At 67.3% G+C, this 18,345-nt stretch carries 13 protein-coding genes and 1 pseudogene; 8 read left to right on the top strand and 6 right to left on the bottom strand.

From position 1 onward, the window contains the following. Positions 1 to 65 precede the first annotated feature (65 nt). On the top strand, positions 66 to 2,078 hold the full coding sequence (locus tag IEY17_RS15490; RefSeq protein WP_229680191.1) for a hydantoinase/oxoprolinase family protein: 2,013 nt from the start codon (positions 66 to 68) through the stop codon (positions 2,076 to 2,078). Next, positions 2,075 to 3,667, top strand: a complete 1,593-nt coding sequence (locus tag IEY17_RS15495; RefSeq protein WP_188988291.1) for a hydantoinase B/oxoprolinase family protein — start codon at positions 2,075 to 2,077, stop codon at positions 3,665 to 3,667. Before IEY17_RS15490 ends, IEY17_RS15495 begins: the two co-directional genes overlap by 4 nt. Before the next feature lie 78 nt (positions 3,668 to 3,745). Here IEY17_RS15495 and IEY17_RS15500 read toward each other — a convergent pair whose 3' ends face one another. Both IEY17_RS15500 and IEY17_RS15505 read right to left on the bottom strand, forming a co-directional pair. Continuing rightward, on the bottom strand, positions 3,746 to 4,435 hold the full coding sequence (locus IEY17_RS15500; RefSeq protein ID WP_188988293.1) for a hypothetical protein: 690 nt from the start codon (positions 4,433 to 4,435) through the stop codon (positions 3,746 to 3,748). A gap of 110 nt (positions 4,436 to 4,545) precedes the next feature. Then, positions 4,546 to 5,181: a GntR family transcriptional regulator gene (locus IEY17_RS15505; RefSeq protein WP_229680192.1), complete on the bottom strand. Its 636-nt coding sequence runs from the start codon at positions 5,179 to 5,181 to the stop codon at positions 4,546 to 4,548. 168 nt (positions 5,182 to 5,349) lie between these two features. Between IEY17_RS15505 and pruA the strand changes: the two genes are divergently transcribed. Together pruA and IEY17_RS15515 are read left to right on the top strand one after the other, a co-directional pair. Further along, positions 5,350 to 6,990, top strand: coding sequence for an L-glutamate gamma-semialdehyde dehydrogenase (pruA, locus tag IEY17_RS15510; protein WP_188988297.1), 1,641 nt, complete (start codon positions 5,350 to 5,352; stop codon positions 6,988 to 6,990). 476 nt (positions 6,991 to 7,466) lie between these two features. Next, positions 7,467 to 8,267, top strand: a complete 801-nt coding sequence (locus tag IEY17_RS15515) for a proline dehydrogenase family protein (protein WP_188988299.1) — start codon at positions 7,467 to 7,469, stop codon at positions 8,265 to 8,267. Positions 8,268 to 8,803: 536 nt separating this feature from the next. Here the strand turns inward: IEY17_RS15515 and IEY17_RS15520 are convergent. The 4 genes and pseudogenes from IEY17_RS15520 to IEY17_RS15530 form a co-directional block, all read right to left on the bottom strand. After that, positions 8,804 to 9,244, bottom strand: a complete 441-nt coding sequence (locus IEY17_RS15520) for an FCD domain-containing protein (RefSeq protein ID WP_188988392.1) — start codon at positions 9,242 to 9,244, stop codon at positions 8,804 to 8,806. Between the two features lie 6 nt (positions 9,245 to 9,250). After that, complete coding sequence (locus tag IEY17_RS15525) at positions 9,251 to 10,159, bottom strand: GntR family transcriptional regulator (protein ID WP_229680193.1); 909 nt, start codon at positions 10,157 to 10,159, stop codon at positions 9,251 to 9,253. A 159-nt stretch (positions 10,160 to 10,318) separates the two neighbouring features. After that, positions 10,319 to 10,720, bottom strand: a pseudogene (locus tag IEY17_RS26110) (helix-turn-helix domain-containing protein); the annotation flags it as partial. A 431-nt stretch (positions 10,721 to 11,151) separates the two neighbouring features. Beyond that, the gene (locus tag IEY17_RS15530; RefSeq protein WP_188988303.1) at positions 11,152 to 12,663 is read right to left on the bottom strand and encodes an aminobutyraldehyde dehydrogenase; all 1,512 of its coding nucleotides are present in this window, start codon (positions 12,661 to 12,663) and stop codon (positions 11,152 to 11,154) included. 693 nt (positions 12,664 to 13,356) lie between these two features. Between IEY17_RS15530 and IEY17_RS15535 the strand changes: the two genes are divergently transcribed. From IEY17_RS15535 to IEY17_RS15550, 4 genes are all read left to right on the top strand, one after another. Next, positions 13,357 to 14,040, top strand: coding sequence for a GntR family transcriptional regulator (locus IEY17_RS15535; protein WP_188988305.1), 684 nt, complete (start codon positions 13,357 to 13,359; stop codon positions 14,038 to 14,040). Between the two features lie 424 nt (positions 14,041 to 14,464). Beyond that, a complete protein-coding gene (locus tag IEY17_RS15540) occupies positions 14,465 to 15,907 on the top strand; it encodes a flavin monoamine oxidase family protein (RefSeq protein ID WP_188988307.1) in 1,443 nt (480 codons plus the stop codon). Continuing rightward, entirely contained in the window at positions 15,904 to 16,800 is an 897-nt protein-coding gene (gene dapA, locus IEY17_RS15545; RefSeq protein ID WP_188988309.1) for a 4-hydroxy-tetrahydrodipicolinate synthase, read from the top strand. Before IEY17_RS15540 ends, dapA begins: the two co-directional genes overlap by 4 nt. Further along, positions 16,797 to 18,296 (top strand): alanine/glycine:cation symporter family protein, encoded by a 1,500-nt coding sequence (locus tag IEY17_RS15550; protein WP_188988311.1) that lies wholly within the window; start codon positions 16,797 to 16,799, stop codon positions 18,294 to 18,296. The genes dapA and IEY17_RS15550 overlap by 4 nt, the downstream gene beginning before the upstream one ends. Positions 18,297 to 18,345 lie beyond the last annotated feature (49 nt).

Raw genomic sequence — 18,345 nt, forward strand, 5'->3', positions numbered from 1 at the left:
GGCAGAACTGGATTCGAGGAGTGCTGATGCCCCTTCCCACACCGGAGGACGAGCGCGCCTGTCGGGTGGCCATCGACACCGGTGGTACGTTCACCGACATCGCGGTGAATCGGCCGGACAACTCTGTCTTCGTATGGAAAGTACCGTCCACTCCCCACGCCCCGGATGAAGCGGTGATCGCCGGACTCACCGAAGCATTGTCCGAAGTAGCCGCTCATCCCCATGAGGTCGCGCATTTCGTGCACGGCACGACGGTCGCCACCAACACCGTCATCACCCGGACCGGCGCACGCGTCGGCCTGGTGACCACCGATGGCTTCCGTGACCTGTTGGCGATCGGTCACCAGACGCGCCCTTCCCTGTACGACCAAACGGCGCGCCGTCCTCACCCCCTGGCCCCCGCCGAGCTGACCTGGGAAGTGCGCGAACGTCTCGCCGCGGACGGCTCAGAGCTCACGCCGGTGGACCAGGCCCAGCTGGCCGAGGTGACGTCACAGATCCGTGCGGCCGAACCCGATGTCGTGGTCGTCTCCCTGCTCAACGCCTATGTCAATCCAGCGCACGAGCACGAAATCGTCGAGGTCCTGCGCAAGGCCGGCGTGGCCCGCTCGGTGTTCGCCGCAACCTCGGTCACCTCCGAGATGCGCGAGTACGAACGCACGTCGACAGCTGTGCTCAACGGCTACGTGCAGCCCAAGATCGCCGGCTACCTCGACCGCCTCGACAAGCGGCTGTCGCAGGTCGGGGTGCCGGCGCGGCTGTGGGTGATGCAGTCCAACGGTGGCCTGCTCGGTTCTCGCGTGGCGCAGGAACAGAGCGTCCGCACCGTGCTTTCCGGACTTGCGGGCGGCGTGGTCGGCGCGGCACGGTGGGCCCGGCAACTGGACCTGCCGTCCGTGGTCAGCATCGACATCGGCGGTACGAGCACCGACATCGCCTTGATCCGCAATGGCGTTCCCGACGAGATGACCGCCGGCGAGATCGAGGGCTATCCGCTGCGGATGCCCATGGTGGACGTACACACCATCGGAGCCGGGGGCGGCTCCATCGCATGGCAGGACTCCGGGGACAGCCTGCGGGTCGGCCCGCACAGCGCAGGAGCTCGCCCCGGCCCCGTCTGCTACGGCCAGGGTGGTACCGACATCACTGTCACCGACGCCCACGCACTCCTTGGCCGCCTCGGCGACAGTCTGCTCGATGGCCGCCTTCCGTTGGATCTGCCAGTAGCACGACACCGACTCTCGGAGTTCGCCCGCAAGGTGGGGCTCGGCGACACCGAGACCGCGGCCGGGATCCTGCACGTCGTCAACGCGACCATGGGGCGCGGCATCCGCAAGGTCAGCATCGAGCGCGGCGTTGATCTTCGGCAGTGCACGCTGATGGCCTTCGGCGGAGCGGGACCGCTGCACGCCTCGGAGCTCATCCGCGAACTGGGCATGCGTGCCGCAGTAGTGCCACCACACCCCGGAATCGCCTCCGCGGTCGGCATGCTGGACACACCGGTGCGACACGACTTCGCCAGGAGCGTCTCGGCCATGGATGCTTCCGAGCTGCCGTCGGTATCCGCAGCGCTTGACTCCCTTGCTGCGCAGGCGCGGGACTTCCTGGCCGACAGCGAAGGTATCAGTCCCGCCGATGCCGTCATCGAGCGAGCCGTGGATGCTCGCTATCTCGGGCAGAGCTTCGAGCTCCGCGTCGCATGGACAGACGATTTCGCCGAACTACGCCGAGCCTTCGACACCATCCACGAGGAGCACTACGGGTTCTGCGACCCCGACGCGGCACTGGAGATCGTGACCGCGCGCGTCACGGTCACCGCAGCGTGGCAGGAACAGCACGTCGAGCCCCACCGCACCACCGGTGGTGTTCCTGAAGCGGTTGGGAGGCGCCGGGCTCACTTCGACGGCGAGTGGTACGACACACCCGTCTACCGCAGGGAGCAGGTGCCGGCGCACGCGCGCCTCACCGGACCACTCGTCCTGCACCAACTCGACTCCACGACAGTCATCTGCCCAGGGCAGGCGTGCTGGCACGACGAGCACGGGTTCCTGCACATCCACCCGGAGGAAGCCCGATGACCCACCAGCTCTCCCTGGACCCGGTCGACCTGGAGATCGCCCGCAACCGCCTGGAATCCATCGCCGAAGAGGTCGGCACGGCACTGATTCGCACGTCATATTCCCCCAATATCAAGGATCGACGTGACTGCTCCGCGGGTGTCTACCGCCCCAATGGCGAACTGATCGCCCAGGCCGAGCACATCCCGCTGCACCTGGGCCTGATGCCTGTTCTGATCCGCAACACCCTGGCCGAGATCGGCGTCGACTCCCTGGCCCCGGGGGATGTCGTCATCACCAACAACCCCTACCAGGGCGGATCGCACCTCCCGGACATCTGCCTGATCACCCCGGTCCACCTGGACGGTGAGGTTGTCGCGGTCGTCGCGAACATGGCTCACCACGTCGACGTCGGCGGGCTCGCCCCGGGGTCCATGGCCACCCACGCCACCGAGATCTTCCAGGAAGGCATTCGGATCCCACCGCTGCGCATGATCAGGCAAGGCGAGATCCAGCAGGACATCCTCGACCTGCTGCTGACCAACGTCCGCACCGCAGACAAGACCCGCGGTGATCTCATGGCCCAGGTCGCGGCCAACAGCCTCGGAGTCCGGCGCATCCAGGAACTCGTCGAGGACTGGGGCGTGGCGCGATTCCGCACGGCGGGACAGGCATTGATCGACTATGCCGAGCGCCGCACCCGTGCGGCGCTCGGCGCGATGCCTGACGGCAGCGCACGGTTCGTGGACTACCTGGAGCACACCGGCATCCGCGAGGACGATGTGCCCATCGTGGCCACCGTGCGCAAGCAGGGCGACGAGCTCGTCGTCGATCTGACCGAGTGTGCGGACCAGGTCGAGGGTGCGGTGAACTGCTCCTACGCGGTCGCCGAGGCGTGTGCGGCCTACGCTGTCAAGGCACTGACCGATCCGACGCTGCCCTCCAACGAAGGGCTGATACGCCCGGTCACCGTGCTCACCCGCCCTGGCAGTGTGGTCGCGGCGCAGTATCCGGCGCCGGTGTCCCACGGCAACACGCAAACCGCCCAGCGCATCGTCGATGCGCTGTTCGGGGCGTTCGAGCAGATTGTTCCCGAGCGGGTCCCGGCCGCCGCCAGCGGCAGTATGAGCATCGTGACGATCGGTGGCCACGATCCCGAAACGGGCCGCTACTTCTCGTATGTCGAAACCTATGGTGGCGGCCAGGGTGCGCTGCCGAACATGGACGGCGCGGACGCCGTGCACACGCACATGACGAACACCAGAAACACCCCGTGCGAAGTCATCGAGCGCGAATACCCGCTTCGGGTCAAGCGCTACGCCATCGCGCACGGTACCGGCGGCAACGGACGGTTCACCGGCGGCAGCGGACTCGTCCGGGAACTCCAACTGACCGTGGGGAGAGCATCAGCCGTGGTAGCCACCGCGCGAGTGACCCGATGCCCGTGGGGACTCCACGGCGGAGAACCGGGTTCTCCCGCACAGGTCCACGTCCTGCGCAACGGCACCTGGCAGCAGCTGGCTGTGATGGACCGCCTCGACCTGCATCGGGGTGAGTCGCTGCGCATCCAAACCGCAGGTGGCGGTGGCTACGGACAACCCGACGTCTGATGCCGCGCCCTCGGCTCCGTGCGCGGAGCCGAGGGCGCGCCCCTTCGCCCTGTTCCGCGTCGGTGTGACAGCGGGTGGTCACCGCCCTGTGGCGGTGACGGCGCCACGGGCGAGCTCGTCCTGCCGTGCGGCTGCGCTCCAGTTCTCGAACGGGAAGATCGTGGCGTTCTCCAGCACCCCGTGCGCTTGGCGAGGATGCCCAGGAAGCCGACGACAAGTGCTCGCGCTGAGGTGTCGAGGGTTCGCCACCGCTGGAACAGCCAACCGCGGGAACGCTTGGGCACTGGTTGAAGGGATCCAATTGCCTGGACGACCGGTACAGCAGTGTGCTCCAGCGCGACGGGAGGCTGCTGGCGGTGTCACCGGACGGCCGGAGGCGGCGAGCAGGGTGGGCACGATCGCATCAGGCATCGCCAGCACCGTGCAGTTGGGCACTCGATGGGCTACTTCCCCAGCGGTGGTGCGATCGAAGATCGTCACGACGAGCCGGACACCGGGCCGGAGGTGCTCAGCGAGCAGGGCGTACCTCAGTGCAACGATGTCGTCCCGGGAAACGATCGCGACCGCCTCGACATCGGGTTCGGCCAGCTCGCTTTGGGCCAACGCCTCGCTCAGCGCAGCATCGTCAGGCAGGGTGAGACGGCGGGGCAGGTTGCCCCAGTCGCTGAGGAAGGCAGCGACGGGCTCGCCGAGCTGCTCGTCGTCCTCGATGATCAGAATTCGCTGGCCACGGGGCGGTTCGGGGATGTCCGACGGGTTGGCGGTCACGGGCGTGTCCTGTCCTGTTGACGGTTGGGCAGTTCGCGCGGAGCAGGGCCACCGACGGTCGGTCGGTCTGTTCGGGAGGTGCCGGCCCGGATCGCGGGCCGGCGCGCGGTTCAGCGGGTCAGCAGTGCTCGGACGCTGTTGGAGAAGTCTCGCAGGTGCGCTCGAGCGCTCTCGCGGGCGGCATCGGCGTCGCCGCGGACAATCGCCTCGACCACCTCCGCCTGGTCGCAGCCGGCCGCCGGTTGCTGGGCGACCCGCCGGAGTCCGTAGTGCCAGATCCGCATGGCGAGGTTGGCGTACTGGTTCAGGCTGGTTTCGAGAAACGGGTTGTGCGCCGCTGCGTAGATCGCCCGGTGGATCGCGGCGTCAACCTCGATGTAGGAGGTCGAGCCGTGGCCCGCGGACGGGTGGGAGTCGACCAGGTCGGCCAGCCGTGACAGCTCTTCCCGCTCCGCGGCCGTCGCCCGCACCGCGGCCAGCGCTGCGGCCAGCCCCTCGAGGTCCTCGCGGATCTCGGTCAACCACAGCTCGTCACTGACCGAGATCTCAGCGGCGAACGTACCCCGGCGCGGGTAGGTCACCACGAGCCGCTCGAGTGTCAGCCGTTTGATCGCGTCGCGCACCGGGGTCAGGCCGACCCCCAACGACGCGCTCAGCCTCTTCTCATCCAACGGCTCGCCCGGCTCGATGCGCAGTGCGATGAGGTCGTCGCGCAACTGCTCGTAGGCACGGTCGACCTTCCGCACTGGGCGGTCGACAGCCTCGGACCGGGTTGGACTCATCTGGACTGCAGTGGCGGTGTTGCTCGCTTCGAGGTGTTGACCCACGCGACGCAGTATACCTACCCTTAGGTCTGAAATTTTAGAACAACTTCAGTCGGATGTCTTTCCGTCGAGAGCCTCCAGGAGGCGCATATGACTTCGACCGGTGTCAGCGTGGCGGGCAACCCCGGTGTCCCAGAGCCGGTCAACGAGCAGCCACGGGACTACGCACCCGGGTCGCCCGAGGCCGTCCGGCTGCTCGAGGAGGTCAACCGGGTCCGCAGCCGGGTTCGCGACCTGCCGAACGTGATCGCCGGTGAGCGTTTCGAGCTGGGCGAGACCGCTGACGTCGTAGCGCCGCACGACCGCACTCTGCACCTCGGCCGGTTCCCGGTCGCCCGTGCCGAACAGGTCAACGCGGCGATCGACGCCGCCTTGGCAGCCCGGCACGACTGGTCGCGCATGGCGTGGTGGGACCGCGCCGCAGTCTTCCTGCGGGCAGCTGAGCTGGCCAACGGCAAATACCGCGACGAGCTGCTGGCCACGACGATGCTCGGCCAGTCCAAAACGTTCCACCAGGCCGAAATCGACATCAACGAGCTGGTGGACTTCTTCCGCTACAACGTCAAGCTGGCCTCGCAGATCTACCAGACCCAGCCGTTCTCGGTGACCGGGGTGCACAACACCATGGACCACCGCCCGCTGGAGGGCTTCGTGCTCGCCCTCACCCCGTTCAACTTCACCGCCATCGCCGGCAACCTGCCCGCCACCCCGGCGCTGATGGGCAACGTCGTGGTCTGGAAACCCTCGGAGAAGTCCGCGCTGAGCAGCGAAGTCGTCATGCGCGTGTTCGAGGAGGCCGGCCTCCCGCCCGGCGTGATCAACCTCGTGCACGGCGACGGCGGCCTGGTCACCGCCACCGCCCAAGCCAGCGAGCACCTCGCCGGGATCAGCTTCACCGGTTCCACGACCGTGTTCCGCAACATCTGGCAGAGCACGGCGCAGAACATCCACCACTACCGCGCCTACCCGCGACTGGTCGGTGAGACCGGCGGCAAGAACGCCGTCGTGGCGCACCCCAGCGCCGACCCGCAGGCGCTGCTGGTCGCCCTGGTCCGCGGCGCGTTCGAGTACCAGGGCCAGAAGTGCACCGCGGCCTCCCGCACCTACATCCCCCGCAGCCTGTGGAAGGAACTGGAGGCACCGCTGCTGGAGACCAGCGCGGGCCTGCAGGTCGGCGACGTCGTCGACCACAGGACGTTCGTCGGAGCGGTGATCGACCGCAACGCGGTGGACCGCCTGCAGGGCGTGATCGACCGAGCCAAGGCCGACCCCGCCCACCAGATCCTTGTCGGCGGGACCACCTCCACCGAGCGCGGCTGGTTCGTCGACCCGACGATCGTCCGGACCGACGACCCGACGGCGTTCACCATGTCCGAGGAGTTCTTCGGGCCGCTGCTGGCCGTTTACGTCTACGACGACGCCGACTGGGAGCGCACCCTCGACCTGGTCGACGGCACCAGCCAGTACGCACTGAGCTGCTCGGTGTTCGCCAACGACCGCAGCGCGATCATCACCGCGCTGGACCGGCTGCGCGACACCGCCGGAATGACCTACATCAACGACAAGCCCACCGGTGCCACCATGGGCCAGCAGTCCTTCGGTGGCGGCCGCGGGTCGGGCACCAACGACAAGACCGGCTCGGTGCTCGCCCTGCAGCGCTGGGTCAGCGGCCGGTTCATCAAGGAGAACATGGCTCCCGACCTGGACTGGACCTACCCGTACATGGGGTGATCACCGGCGGCCAGCCTCGCTGGCGTCACCACAGGAATGAGCCTCCGCGCGGTCGGCGGAGCGTCAACGCCGACCCCGCCGACCGCGCGGAATCCACGTCACCCGGCTCACTGCCGAAACGTTCCCACAGACCCTGGATAACGTCGAGCATGACAACATTTCCCCCAGCGGCGTAGAGCTCGGTCAGGAGCGCCTCGTTTAAGAAATATCGACTTCATCCGAAACATTGTGTAATATGCGTTCGCATTTTACGGTGTGAACTCAACGGATGGACGCAACGACGCCGATATCACGCTGAACAGCGTCGGTCCTCCCCTTCGTCTCACACGCGCCACACACCGCGCTCGCGACACACGAGGAAGAACATGATCAGAAAACTGCTGCTCCTGGCCGCGGAGAACAAGGCGCTCGAGGAACGGGTAAGCCGCAATCCGCTCACGAAGGGGCTCGTCTCCCGCTACGTCGCCGGGACCACGTTGGACGAGGCCATCACCGTGGCCCGGAAACTCAACGCCAAGGGCATCGATGTCAGCCTCGACCTGCTCGGCGAGACCGTGAGTGAGTTGGAGGAGTCCGCCGCAGCGACCGACGCCTACGTGGACACCATTCACGCCATCGCGGAGAAAGCACCCGGAGCGACCGTTTCGGTCAAACTCTCACAGCTCGGCGTGGCTCTCGACCAGAGCGTGTGCGCTGGCCACCTGAAACGAATGCTCGCAGTCGCCGACCAGTGCGGTGTCACGGTCGAAGTGGACATGGAGCACAGCTCGGTCGGGCCGCAGACGCTGGCGACCTACCGGACATTCCTCCCGTCGTTCCCGCACACCCGGATCGCCCAGCAGGCGGCCCTGCGCCGCTGTCAGGAGAACCTGATTTCCTTCACCGAGGTCAAACCCCGCATCCGACTGGTGAAGGGCGCCTACCGGGAGAACCTCGACACAGCCATCTGCAACGCCGACGAGGTGACCGCCCAGTACCTGCACCTCACCGACTGGGTTCTGCGTCATCTGCCCGATCCCGCGTTCGGCACCCACGACAGCACCTGCATCGACCACGTCAAAGCGGTGGCAAACCAGCTGGGGCTCGACCGCCGCGACTTCGAATTCCAGATGCTTTACGGAGTGCGCCGCAACCTCCAGGAACAACTGGCCGCCGAGGGCTACCGGGTTCGCGTCTACGTCCCGTTCGGCAGCCAGTGGTATCCCTACCTGATGCGGCGGATGGCCGAGCGCCCAGCAAACCTCCTGTTCTTCCTCCGCTCGTTGATCGGCGGCTGACACCCACCGCCGCACGTCCTGCCTGCCTGGCAACGACGACCGTGACCGGATCCCACAGCGCCGTGCCGCCACCAGCGCACACCATGTCTGCCGACGGCGTGGTCCGTGTCCGACCCGACCTGAGCCCGCACCCGATTTCCGGAACGGCTCCATCCCACCAAACGCCGGCCCTTTCGGAAAACGACGAGAATCATGGAGAGGAGGACCACCACCGTGAACCAGCACGACATCGCGAGCCGCAGCAAGGACGAAGGCGAGCACGACGACGAGTCGCACATCGTTCGCGGGCTTGACTAATCCAGCAAGAGCGTTTGTGTCCTGGATGAGTGAAGAACAAACATCGCCCCCTCGTCGGGCTCCGGGCGACGACGGCCAGATCTCTCGTCGCCCGGCGCAGCACCTCGGCGGGGTGGGCACTGCTTACCGGCTACGCGAAACATGGTCGTCCGTAGGGCTGGAGGACTTCCTTACCATCACTCCAGGGTCTGCGGACACCGTAATTTCTGGAATACGCACGCTGTGTCAGCGAGCGCTGTTCAGGGGATATTCCTTGGGCGGTCGTCCCCGTGCTGTTCCGCAGCACAGTTCATGCGTGGATCGCCGGGTTCAGGGGCGGCTCGACCGGCGATGGTGCCCCAGAGGTCGGGATCGAAGTGATCATCGGGTAGTCGGGCGGCCATGTAGCGAACGCTGCGTTCGACCTTGACTCGCCAGCGTCGTGCTGCATCGTCACCGTCACCGTTGCGGATCGCTTCGAAGATCCCAGCGTTCGCGCGCGCGATGAGATCGACTGCCGCACCGCCGTAGTCCAGGTGCAGAATCGCGATGAACATCCGCAGCCTCATGGTGAGCCGCTGGAACATCAGGCCGGTCTGCGACATGTTCGCTGCTTGCGCGATCGCGTCTTGGAAACGCAGGTCGGCGTCTGCGATACGGGCATGTTCACCGCCGCGGGCGACAGCATGGACATCGTCCAGAGCGGCCTAAACGGGCCTGAGCTCGGATCGGCGCAGCATGGCGGCCCGGCGCATGAGCAATGTGCCGAGCATGGCCCGGGCAGCGTAGAGGTCGAGGATGGTGATGGTGTTGATCCGGGGAACGACTGCGCCACGGTTGCGACGGCGCTCCAGCATTCCTTCCTCGGTGAGTACTCGAAGCGCCTCCCGGACGGGACCGCGGGAGACTCCGAGCCGCTCCGCCAGGAGTGCCTCCGTGACGCGTTGACCGTGGTGGAACTGGCCGGCGGCGAGGGCTTCCCGCACGAGTTGGACGACGCGGTCAGTGATGCGTGGCGTACCGGGATTCCTGTCCGTGGTTTCGGCAGCGAAGTCATGGCCCGCGGAGCCGAGCTGTCCTGCGCGTGAGTCCTTGTCACGTTCCCGGTTCCTGGCAAGGCCGTGACAGCCGGAGCTGGTTCGCCCGACCCACGAGAACGGGCTCGCGTGCGGTGTCCAGCCGTCGCACCAGGACCGGATGTCATCGCGGAGAGCCGACAACGAGGACGTGAAACCGGGCATGCCCTCGTTGTCGCACAGCGGATTGCCCGCCAGAAGAAGCTCGACCTCATCGATCCATGACGAGATGGCGGGTACGTAATCCTGCTGGAACCGGGGATACCGCCGCACCCAGGCGTCAATTGCCTCGGGTACCGCGGTACCCGGCCGACTGTCGACGAGCAGACGAACTCCCAGGCTCTCGGCCACGTTGCTGTTGAGTGTCTCCAGGAACGTGCACAGTGCCGCGTGTGTTCGGGACACCTCGTGTGCGGCGCTCTTGCTGCGGAGTAACGCAAACGCGTTCGCGGCAGCGAGAATGTTCCTGGCTTCGGTGGAACGCCGGTCCGCCGGCCAGGTTGGTGTGGCTGGTGTGCTCTCCCGTTCCGACCGGGTCATCCCGTGACTGTCGACGGCAACGGCGAGGATCCGTAGTGGCGGAGCGAGGAACAGTCCAACGATGTCGCGGATCTCGGCTTGGACCAACGTTGTCCGGCGACCTGGTAACGGCGAACTATCCGGCCACGACTGGAGACGATGAGCACGCCAGATGCGGCTCACGGTCGTTTGACTGAGTCCGACCTCGGTCGCCATGGAGCGGGTTGACCAAGCTCGTCCGTTGGAGGGTCGATCAAGCAAGCGAACGAGGATCTGGGCGACGGTGTCGTCGCAGATCGCCGACGGCCGTCCGGGCCTCGGCCGCTCATACAGTCCATCCAGGCCATCGGACAGGAACCGGGAAGGCCATTTGCTGACCGTGTATCGGGAAACCCCGAGTCGTTCGGCCACAGCGGTGTTGGTGGGTTCCTGTTCACAGGCGAGCACGATCCGCCGAGGTGCACGATCCCCGCGACTACGACGAGGCAGGAAATTCGAATCCGCCTCGACTCTCGCTCCTGCCGGCGTCACTGGCTGCCGGCACGCCGCTCGATCAGCAATCCCAGCGAGATCGCCTACCACGTCTGCCAAGGCCCTCGCCAAGCCACCTTGGTGGACCTGGCCTGGATCACCGGAAGCAGATCGAAATGCTGATAACAAGCGAAAACGAAGCCGAGCTTGATCACCACCAGGCTCGGAGCTGGCGGGCGTGGTATGCCCACATCACCCTGTCCATGCTCGCCCCGGCCTGGCTCGCAAGCAACCAAAGCTCCTGCGATAGAAGGGGAATCAGCGTCGGCGACGACGACATGATCGCGGGCACCCTACCCGAGATCCGCCGGCTGGTGGATTCGAGCATCGTCGGGCACATCAGCACCAAGGTCCATCGGGCCGGTGAGGCCCCGGTCGGGTGCTGTCGGTCGTGCGCACCGCGGGCAACGTGCGCCAGAGGCCGGTGGGCGAGGGAGCGACGCTGATCGCCCCCGCCCACCGGCCTCGGACTCCCGGCAGACTCATCTGCCGTGGTTGTGCATCACGTGCTTGGTGCGGGAGTAGTCGTCGAGGGCGTAGATCGACAGGTCCCGGCCGTATCCGGAGCCCTTGAAACCGCCCCACGGGACCTCGTTGGCGAGCACCAGGTGCGCATTCACCCACACCGTTCCCGCGTCCAGGCGGGCCGCCATGTCGTGGGAACGGCGCCCGTTCTCGGTCCACACAGAGGCCGACAAACCGAAGGGCACCTCGTTGGCGCGACGGACAGCTTCGTCCTCATCCCGGAACGTCTCGACCGTGACGACGGGGCCGAAGACCTCCTCGCGGCTGATCTCCGCGCCCTCGCGGACACCCACCAGCACCGTCGGCGCCACGAAGTAACCGGGCCCGCCGAGCGCCTCGCCACCCACGGCCGCGCGTGCGCCCTCGTTCCTGGCGCGCTCCAGATACGCCCGCACGCGGTCGAAATGCGCCTTCGACACCAACGGCCCGATCTCGACGTCTTCCCCGGCCAGCGGCTCTCCCACCACGAGCCCGCGCACTTCGTCGACGAGGCGCTCGACGAACTCCCCGGCGACTGATTCGTGCACGAGCACTCGGCAGGCCGCCCCGCATTCCTGACCGGAATTCCAGTAACCGGCAACGCGCAACGTCGACGCCACGGCGGCGAGGTCGGCGTCGGGGAAGACCACCACCGGGGCCTTTCCGCCGAGCTCCAGGTGCACCCGCTTGAGGGTCTCGGCGGCGGTTCGGGCGACGGCACGACCGCTGTTGACCGACCCGGTCAGCGCGACCATGTCCACATCGGGGTGTTCGGCGAGGCGCGCACCGACGGCGGGGCCCAGTCCGGTGACCACGTTGAGCACCCCGGACGGCACCAGATCGCCGACGAGTTCGGCGAACTTCAATGTGGTCAGCGGTGTCTGCTCGGATGGCTTGATCACCAGTGTGTTCCCCGCCGCGAGGATCGGAGCGATCTTCCACGCGGCCATCAGCAGCGGGTAGTTCCACGGTGTCACCACCCCGACCAGGCCGATCGGTTCGCGGCGGATGAGCGACAAGTGGTTCTCGATGTAGTCACCGGCGGCCAGGGAGGTCGTCGCGCGCAACGCCCCGGCCATGAAGCGGAAGGTGTCGATGGTGCCGGCGATGTCGTCCTGCGCGACGCGGATCGGCTTACCCGTGTTCGCCGATTCGAGCGCGACCAGCAGCTCGGTGTGTTCGGCCAGCCTGTCCGCGATCGCGTGCAACAACTCCGAACGGGCCTTGGGGACCAGCCGCGCCCAGTCGTCCTTGGCCGCGGCGGCGGAGGCGACGGCTCGGTCGACGTCCTCGGCCGTGCCTTCGGGGATCTGGACCAGGATCTCCTCCGAGCATGGATCGACCACGTCGGTGCAGCTTTCGGACATCGCCTCGACGAACTCGCCGCCGATGAAGTGCCGGGCAGGCGGAAGGTCGTCCGCCTTGACCAGTGGTGGCGCGTCCGGTGCGCGGCGAACCTCGGCCGTGCCGAAGTCGGCTGAAGCGGGCATGAAGCACTACCTCCGTTGCGTTGTCGCACGACACGATTCGTGTTTCAGCGGATGTCCTGAGATGCGTCAGCGCGCAGCCGAAACCTGGGGCCGCACTGCACATACGCCTTGGCCGCAACCGACCAGTTTCTGCGCGCGTTCGCCCTGCTCAGCGGGTTCCGCGTCGCAGGATCGGGCCCACTGCTGGAACGTCGTCGAGGGGATGTGGTTGTCGTGGGGGCGCGGGTGCCTTGTGGGCGCCAGCCTGCGACCTCCGGTAGCGACGAAGTATGCGAACGCGCCCGTTTGTCGACAACGACCATGTATCGCAACCAGGCAGGATCGTTAGCTGAGTCATAAATAACGCTGCGATTCGGTTCAGGGCCAGCTGTCTTCGCGATGCGGCGCTCCTTCCCGACAGCGAACGTCCCACGCTCATGCGTCACTCGCAGCCGCGACTATCCTTCGTCATCGGAATCTGGGCAGATTACTGACTCAACACGGGCAAAGAGCCCCGACGAGCTGCGGGGGAATGTCGATCAGAACGCGACGCCACACGGTCGCCCAACTCGTGTGCGAAGCACTCGCCAACGGTTGGTGCAAGCCGGCGCGGAGCAGGCCCAGCCGGAACGGCCTCGCTGCGCACGCGTGACCTGCCCGATGTGCCCGAACTCGTGCGGCAGGAGCACCACCCTCGGTCGATACACTCCAAGCATGGCCCTCCCGAGACTCGTCCCCAACAGTCGTGTGGGTGACCAGGTGTTCGAGACGATCCGGACCGCCATCATCAGCGGCGAGTTGCCAGCCGGGCACCGCCTACGGATCCGGGAGCTGGCCGACGAACTCGGTACGAGCGTCATGCCGGTGCGGGAAGCCATCAGGCGGCTGGAGGAGATCGGCCTCGCGGAGGCGCTGCCGTACCGCGGTGCCGTGGTCAAGGGGTTCACGTACAAGGAGTTGCTCGACCTGTACTCCGTGCGCCGCACCCTTGAGATCCAGGCGACGGAGCTCGGCACCACCCGGCTGACCCGCTCCGACGTGGAGCAGATGGAGGCCGCGTACGACGCGATGGCCGCCGCCGTCGCCGCGCAGCACGCCGTCGACTACCTCGCGCGGGACGAGGACTTCCTCACGACGATCTACACGGCGTCCGACAACTCGGTGCTCGTCGAGATGATCCACACGCTGTGGCAGCGGTGCCGGTCCTACAAGATCGTGGGCGTGCGGCGGGAGTTCGAATCCGGTGACTCATCGTTGCTGCTCGTCTACCAGGAGCAGCTGCTCGACGCCGTGAAGAGCGGCGATGCCGAGGCTGCGGTGCGCGTCACCGCCGCCTCGATCGACGCGGCCACCCGGCGCATCGAACAGGCTCTGAGCGAGTCCGGCTCCGCTCACTGACCGCGTGAGGCACCCGTACGTTCACCTCGGATTCAACCAGGGTCTTGTGTGATCACAGATCACATTTTATGGTGACCAGCACCACGCCAGATCCGGCGCACGGAAATCCCCGGTCATCCGGCCGCGAGCTCGTCCCCCCGTGCGCTGCGACGTGGTCGATCTGTGTCGGATCCAGCGGACCGGCACGCATCCCTGACCGGCCCGGTCCGGGGTGCGCAACTGAGGAACCCAACGGAGAGAACCACTCGGTGGAACACGGATTCGGACGCACTCTTCTCGCAGCCCCGGCCTCGGGCGGACCGACGCGTCGTCCGCCCGGAAGGCTCGCCTCGCACCGCTGCGGACCCGCAGCGCCGGGCGACGGCGCCGCTGCCATCGGTGGCGCAGCACGCCCCAGAACTCAGTTCACTCGAAGGATTCACACATGAAAGACGCCGTTGTCGTCGGTGCCGGGCTCGCCGGGCTCTCTGCCGCCTGGCGCCTGCGTCACTGGGACACCCTCGTTCTTGAGTCCGCCACCCGCGTGGGCGGGCGGATCCGCTCCGAGCGCCGAGGGGACTACTGGCTCAACTGGGGCGGGCACGTCTTCGCCGGCCCGGGCTCGTCGACCGACGCGCTGCTCAACGAAGTCGGCGTGACCGCCGTCGAAATCCCGGGCTCACTGCAGGCTCTGTCGATGAACGGCAAGTTCCTGCGCAAGGGGCACATCGCGACGTACCCGCTGCGCGTTCCCATGTCGCTCTCGTCGCGGATCGCGACCCTGCGCGCCGGGATGAAGGTCGTGGCCGGCGTGGCCAGGTACGCCGGTGTGGTGCGCAAACGCCCGGGCGAATCCGGCGCCATGCGCCAGCAACGCATCTACAACTTCGCCAACGAGCGGTCCTTCGCCGAGCTCATCGGCGACCTGCCCGAGGACGCTGCCGCGCTGTTCGAAACCACCGTCACGCGGTCGGCCGGTGACATGGACCAGATCTCGGCCGGGGCGGGCATCGGGTACTTCAGCCTCGTCCTCGGCTTCGGCCAGGGCCTCAGCCGCGGGATCGTCGGCGGTCCTTCGACCCTGACGGAGTCGATCGCGGCCGCCCTCGGCGATCGCGTGCGGCTCGGTGCCGAGGCGCTGGAGGTGGTGCGCAAGAAGGATTCCGTCGTCGTGCGGTACCGGCAGGACGGCGTGGACCACGAGGTTGAGGCGCGCACCGCCGTCCTGGCGACGACCGCCGACGTCACGCACCGGATCGGCGTGGATCTGCCGTCCGAACTGCGCGACGCGCTCCGCCAGATCAGGTACGGCCCGCATGTCAGCTCGGCCTTCCTGACCGACGAGACCTCGGCTCGACCATGGGACGACGTCTACGCGATCGCCGCTCCCAAGCGCTCCTTCGCGATCGCGCTGAACCAGGCGAGCATCGTCCGTGGCTCCGAGTCCGTTCGCCGGCCCGGCGGCAGCTTCATGACCTTCTCGCCCGCCAGCCTCGGGCGCGCGCTGCTCGACAAGAGCGACGAGGAGGTCGTGAACACCCACCTGTCCGACCTGGAGCAGGTGCTCGGCTACCCCGGATTCGCCGACACGGTCGTCGAGGCCGAGGCCGAGCGGTGGGAGATCGCCTCGCCGTACGCCTTCCCCGGCCGGGCGAAACTCCAGCCCATCCTGCAGCGCGGCGCAGGACGTGTGTTCCTCGCCGGCGACTACCTCGGAACTCTCTACACCGAGAGCGCGATCACCTCGGGTTTCTCCGCCGCCCAGGAAGCGGCCAGCGTCCTCGCCAGCCAACGGCAGGCAGCGGGAGGCGTCGCTGCGGCGGTCCCGCTCCCTACCCGCCACCAGCCCGTTTCCGCCCCCAACACCGAAACGAGGACCTCCGCATGACCAACCAGCTCAACGGTGTGCTCACCGCCCTGACCACTCCCTTCGATCGGCACGAGGAGATCGACGAGGTCGCGCTGCGGCGCGTGGTCGACCGCTCCATCCACGCCGGGGTCAACGGCGTCGTCGCCGCCGGATCCACCGGCGAGGTCGGCGCGTTGTCCTCGGAAGAGCGGCTCCGCCTCATCGACACCGTCATCGAGCAGACGGACGGCCGCGTACCGGTGATCGCCCAGACCGGCGCGACGTCGACGCGCGAGGCCATCCGCCTGTCCCGCGCGGCCCAGCGCTCGGGTGCAAGCGTCCTCATGCTGGTGACGCCGTACTACGAGCCGCTGTCGGTCCCGGAGACCGTCGCCTACATCAAGGACGTCGCCGGGGCGGTCGACCTGCCCATCATGCTCTACAACATTCCGGCCGTGACCGGCGTCAACCTCGACCCCGACACCGTGCGCTCCCTCGCCGAGGAAGTCGAGAACGTCCGGTACATCAAGGACTCCAGCGCGAACTGGGAGCAGGCGCTGCAGCTCATCCACCACCACAACGACGTGATCGGGACGTTCATCGGCTGGGACGCCTACATCTACAGCGCGCTCGTCGAAGGTGCCGCGGGCGTGATGGCGGGTGCGGCGAACGTCGTTCCGCACGAGATCGTCGCGGTCAGCCGCCTCATCGCCGAGGGCGACCTTTCCGGGGCCCTGTCCCGATGGAAGGACCTGTACCCGGTGATCGACGCGATGATCTCGGTGCCGTTCGTCGCCGCCGTCAAGGCCGGGCTCGACCTGCAGGGCGAGCCCGCGGGAGTGCTGCGTCGTCCGACCAGCGCCCTGTCCGCCGACGCGGTCGAGCGCATCAGGCACGCGCTGTCCCGGCTCGTGCCGGAGGTGGCCCGATGAACGACCTGACGGAGCTTCTGTCGAACGTCTCCGACGCGATCTGGGCACCGATGGCCTACGTGGTGCTCGGACTCGGGATCGCCTACACGATCGCGACCAGAGGAGTCCAGTTCCGCCGGATTCCGGACATGATCCGGCAGTTGCGGGAGACCAACGACGAGGAGGGCGGCCTCTCGTCCTTCCAGGCGCTGGTCCTCGCCCTGGCCAGCCGGGTCGGCGTTGGCAGCATCGCCGGTGTCGCCACCGCCATCGCCGCCGGCGGACCGGGAGCGCTGTTCTGGATGGCCGCCACCGGCATCGTCGGATGCACCGTCGGGTACGCCGAAGCCACCCTCGCGCAGACGTTCAAGCGTCAGGTGGACGACGAAGACCGCAAGAAAGCCAATGAGGACATCGGTGGCATGCCGTACTACATCAAGCACGGCCTGCGCCTTCCCCTGGTGGCCGGCCTCGTGGCCGTGCTCGGCATGGTCGGCTACGGCTTCGTCTTCCCCGGCTTCCAGGTCAGCACCATCGCAGCGAGCGCACAGGTGGCGTTCGGTCTGCCGAAGTGGGTTCCCGCGGTCCTCGTGACCGGGCTGATCGCGGCGGTGATCTTCGGCGGCACCACACGCATCGTCAAGGTCACGCAGACCCTGGTCCCCGTGCTCGCGATCGGCTACCTGCTCCTGGCACTCGGCGTCATCGTCGCGAACATCGAGCGCGTGCCCGACGCGATCCTGCTGATCGTGCGATCCGCCTTCGGCATCGAGCCGATGCTGGGCGGCATCGTCGGTGCCGCCGTCGCCTGGGGTGTGCGCCGAGCCGTCTTCGCTTCGGCCAACGGCCTCGGCGAGGCCACGTTCGCGGCAGCTGCCGCCCGCACCTCGCACCCCGGAAAGCAGGGCCTGGTCCAGACTTTCAGCATCTACATCGACGTGCTGCTCATCTGCATGGCCACCGGGCTGATGATGGTCGTCTCCGGAAAGTTCAATGTCTCGGACGGATCCGGCGGTTTCCTCGTCCACAACCTGCCCGGGGTCGAGGCCGGCCCCAACTGGGTGCAGGCCGCGATCGACACCCTCGTTCCCGGGTGGGGCGCCGGGTTCGTCGCCGTGGCGGTGCTGCTGTTCGGCTTCACCTGCCTGCTGCTCTACTTCTACGTCGCCAACTCGAACCTGCTGTTCCTCCTGGACGGCAAACGAGGACCGCGTGCACAGCTGGTGCTCAAGCTGGGCACCCTCGCCATCGTCTTCATCGGCTCGGTCGTGAACGCCGAGCTGATCTGGGCCGTGGGCGACATCGGGCTCGGGCTCCTCGCGTGGATCAACCTCGCCTGCCTCGCCCTGCTCTTCCCGATGGTCGCCAAGATCCTGCGCGACTACGAGAACCAGCGCAAGCAGGGACTCGATCCGAGTTTCGACCCGAAGGCGTTGCACATCCGCGGCGCCGACTTCTGGGAGCACGACGAGTCGCGCACCGCACAGCACGAGAAGCGGACCGTCAACGAACGCTAGCCACACGTGTGCGCCAGACACGTGGCGCCGGGTGTGATGGGACTCTGCC

It is taken from the genome of Saccharopolyspora thermophila (genome assembly GCF_014646075.1).
Taxonomy (GTDB): domain Bacteria; phylum Actinomycetota; class Actinomycetes; order Mycobacteriales; family Pseudonocardiaceae; genus Saccharopolyspora; species Saccharopolyspora thermophila.

Bases quoted from the DNA above. Each gene is read 5' to 3' on its own strand.
- dapA (WP_188988309.1), top strand. From the start codon at position 15,904: ATGACCAACCAGCTCAACGGTGTGCTCACCGCCCTGACCACTCCCTTC.
- IEY17_RS15535 (WP_188988305.1), top strand. From the start codon at position 13,357: ATGGCCCTCCCGAGACTCGTCCCCAACAGTCGTGTGGGTGACCAGGTG.
- IEY17_RS15495 (WP_188988291.1), top strand. From the start codon at position 2,075: ATGACCCACCAGCTCTCCCTGGACCCGGTCGACCTGGAGATCGCCCGC.
- IEY17_RS15550 (WP_188988311.1), top strand. From the start codon at position 16,797: ATGAACGACCTGACGGAGCTTCTGTCGAACGTCTCCGACGCGATCTGG.
- pruA (WP_188988297.1), top strand. From the start codon at position 5,350: ATGACTTCGACCGGTGTCAGCGTGGCGGGCAACCCCGGTGTCCCAGAG.
- IEY17_RS15530 (WP_188988303.1), bottom strand. From the start codon at position 12,663: ATGCCCGCTTCAGCCGACTTCGGCACGGCCGAGGTTCGCCGCGCACCG.
- IEY17_RS15525 (WP_229680193.1), bottom strand. From the start codon at position 10,159: ATGACCCGGTCGGAACGGGAGAGCACACCAGCCACACCAACCTGGCCG.
- IEY17_RS15540 (WP_188988307.1), top strand. From the start codon at position 14,465: ATGAAAGACGCCGTTGTCGTCGGTGCCGGGCTCGCCGGGCTCTCTGCC.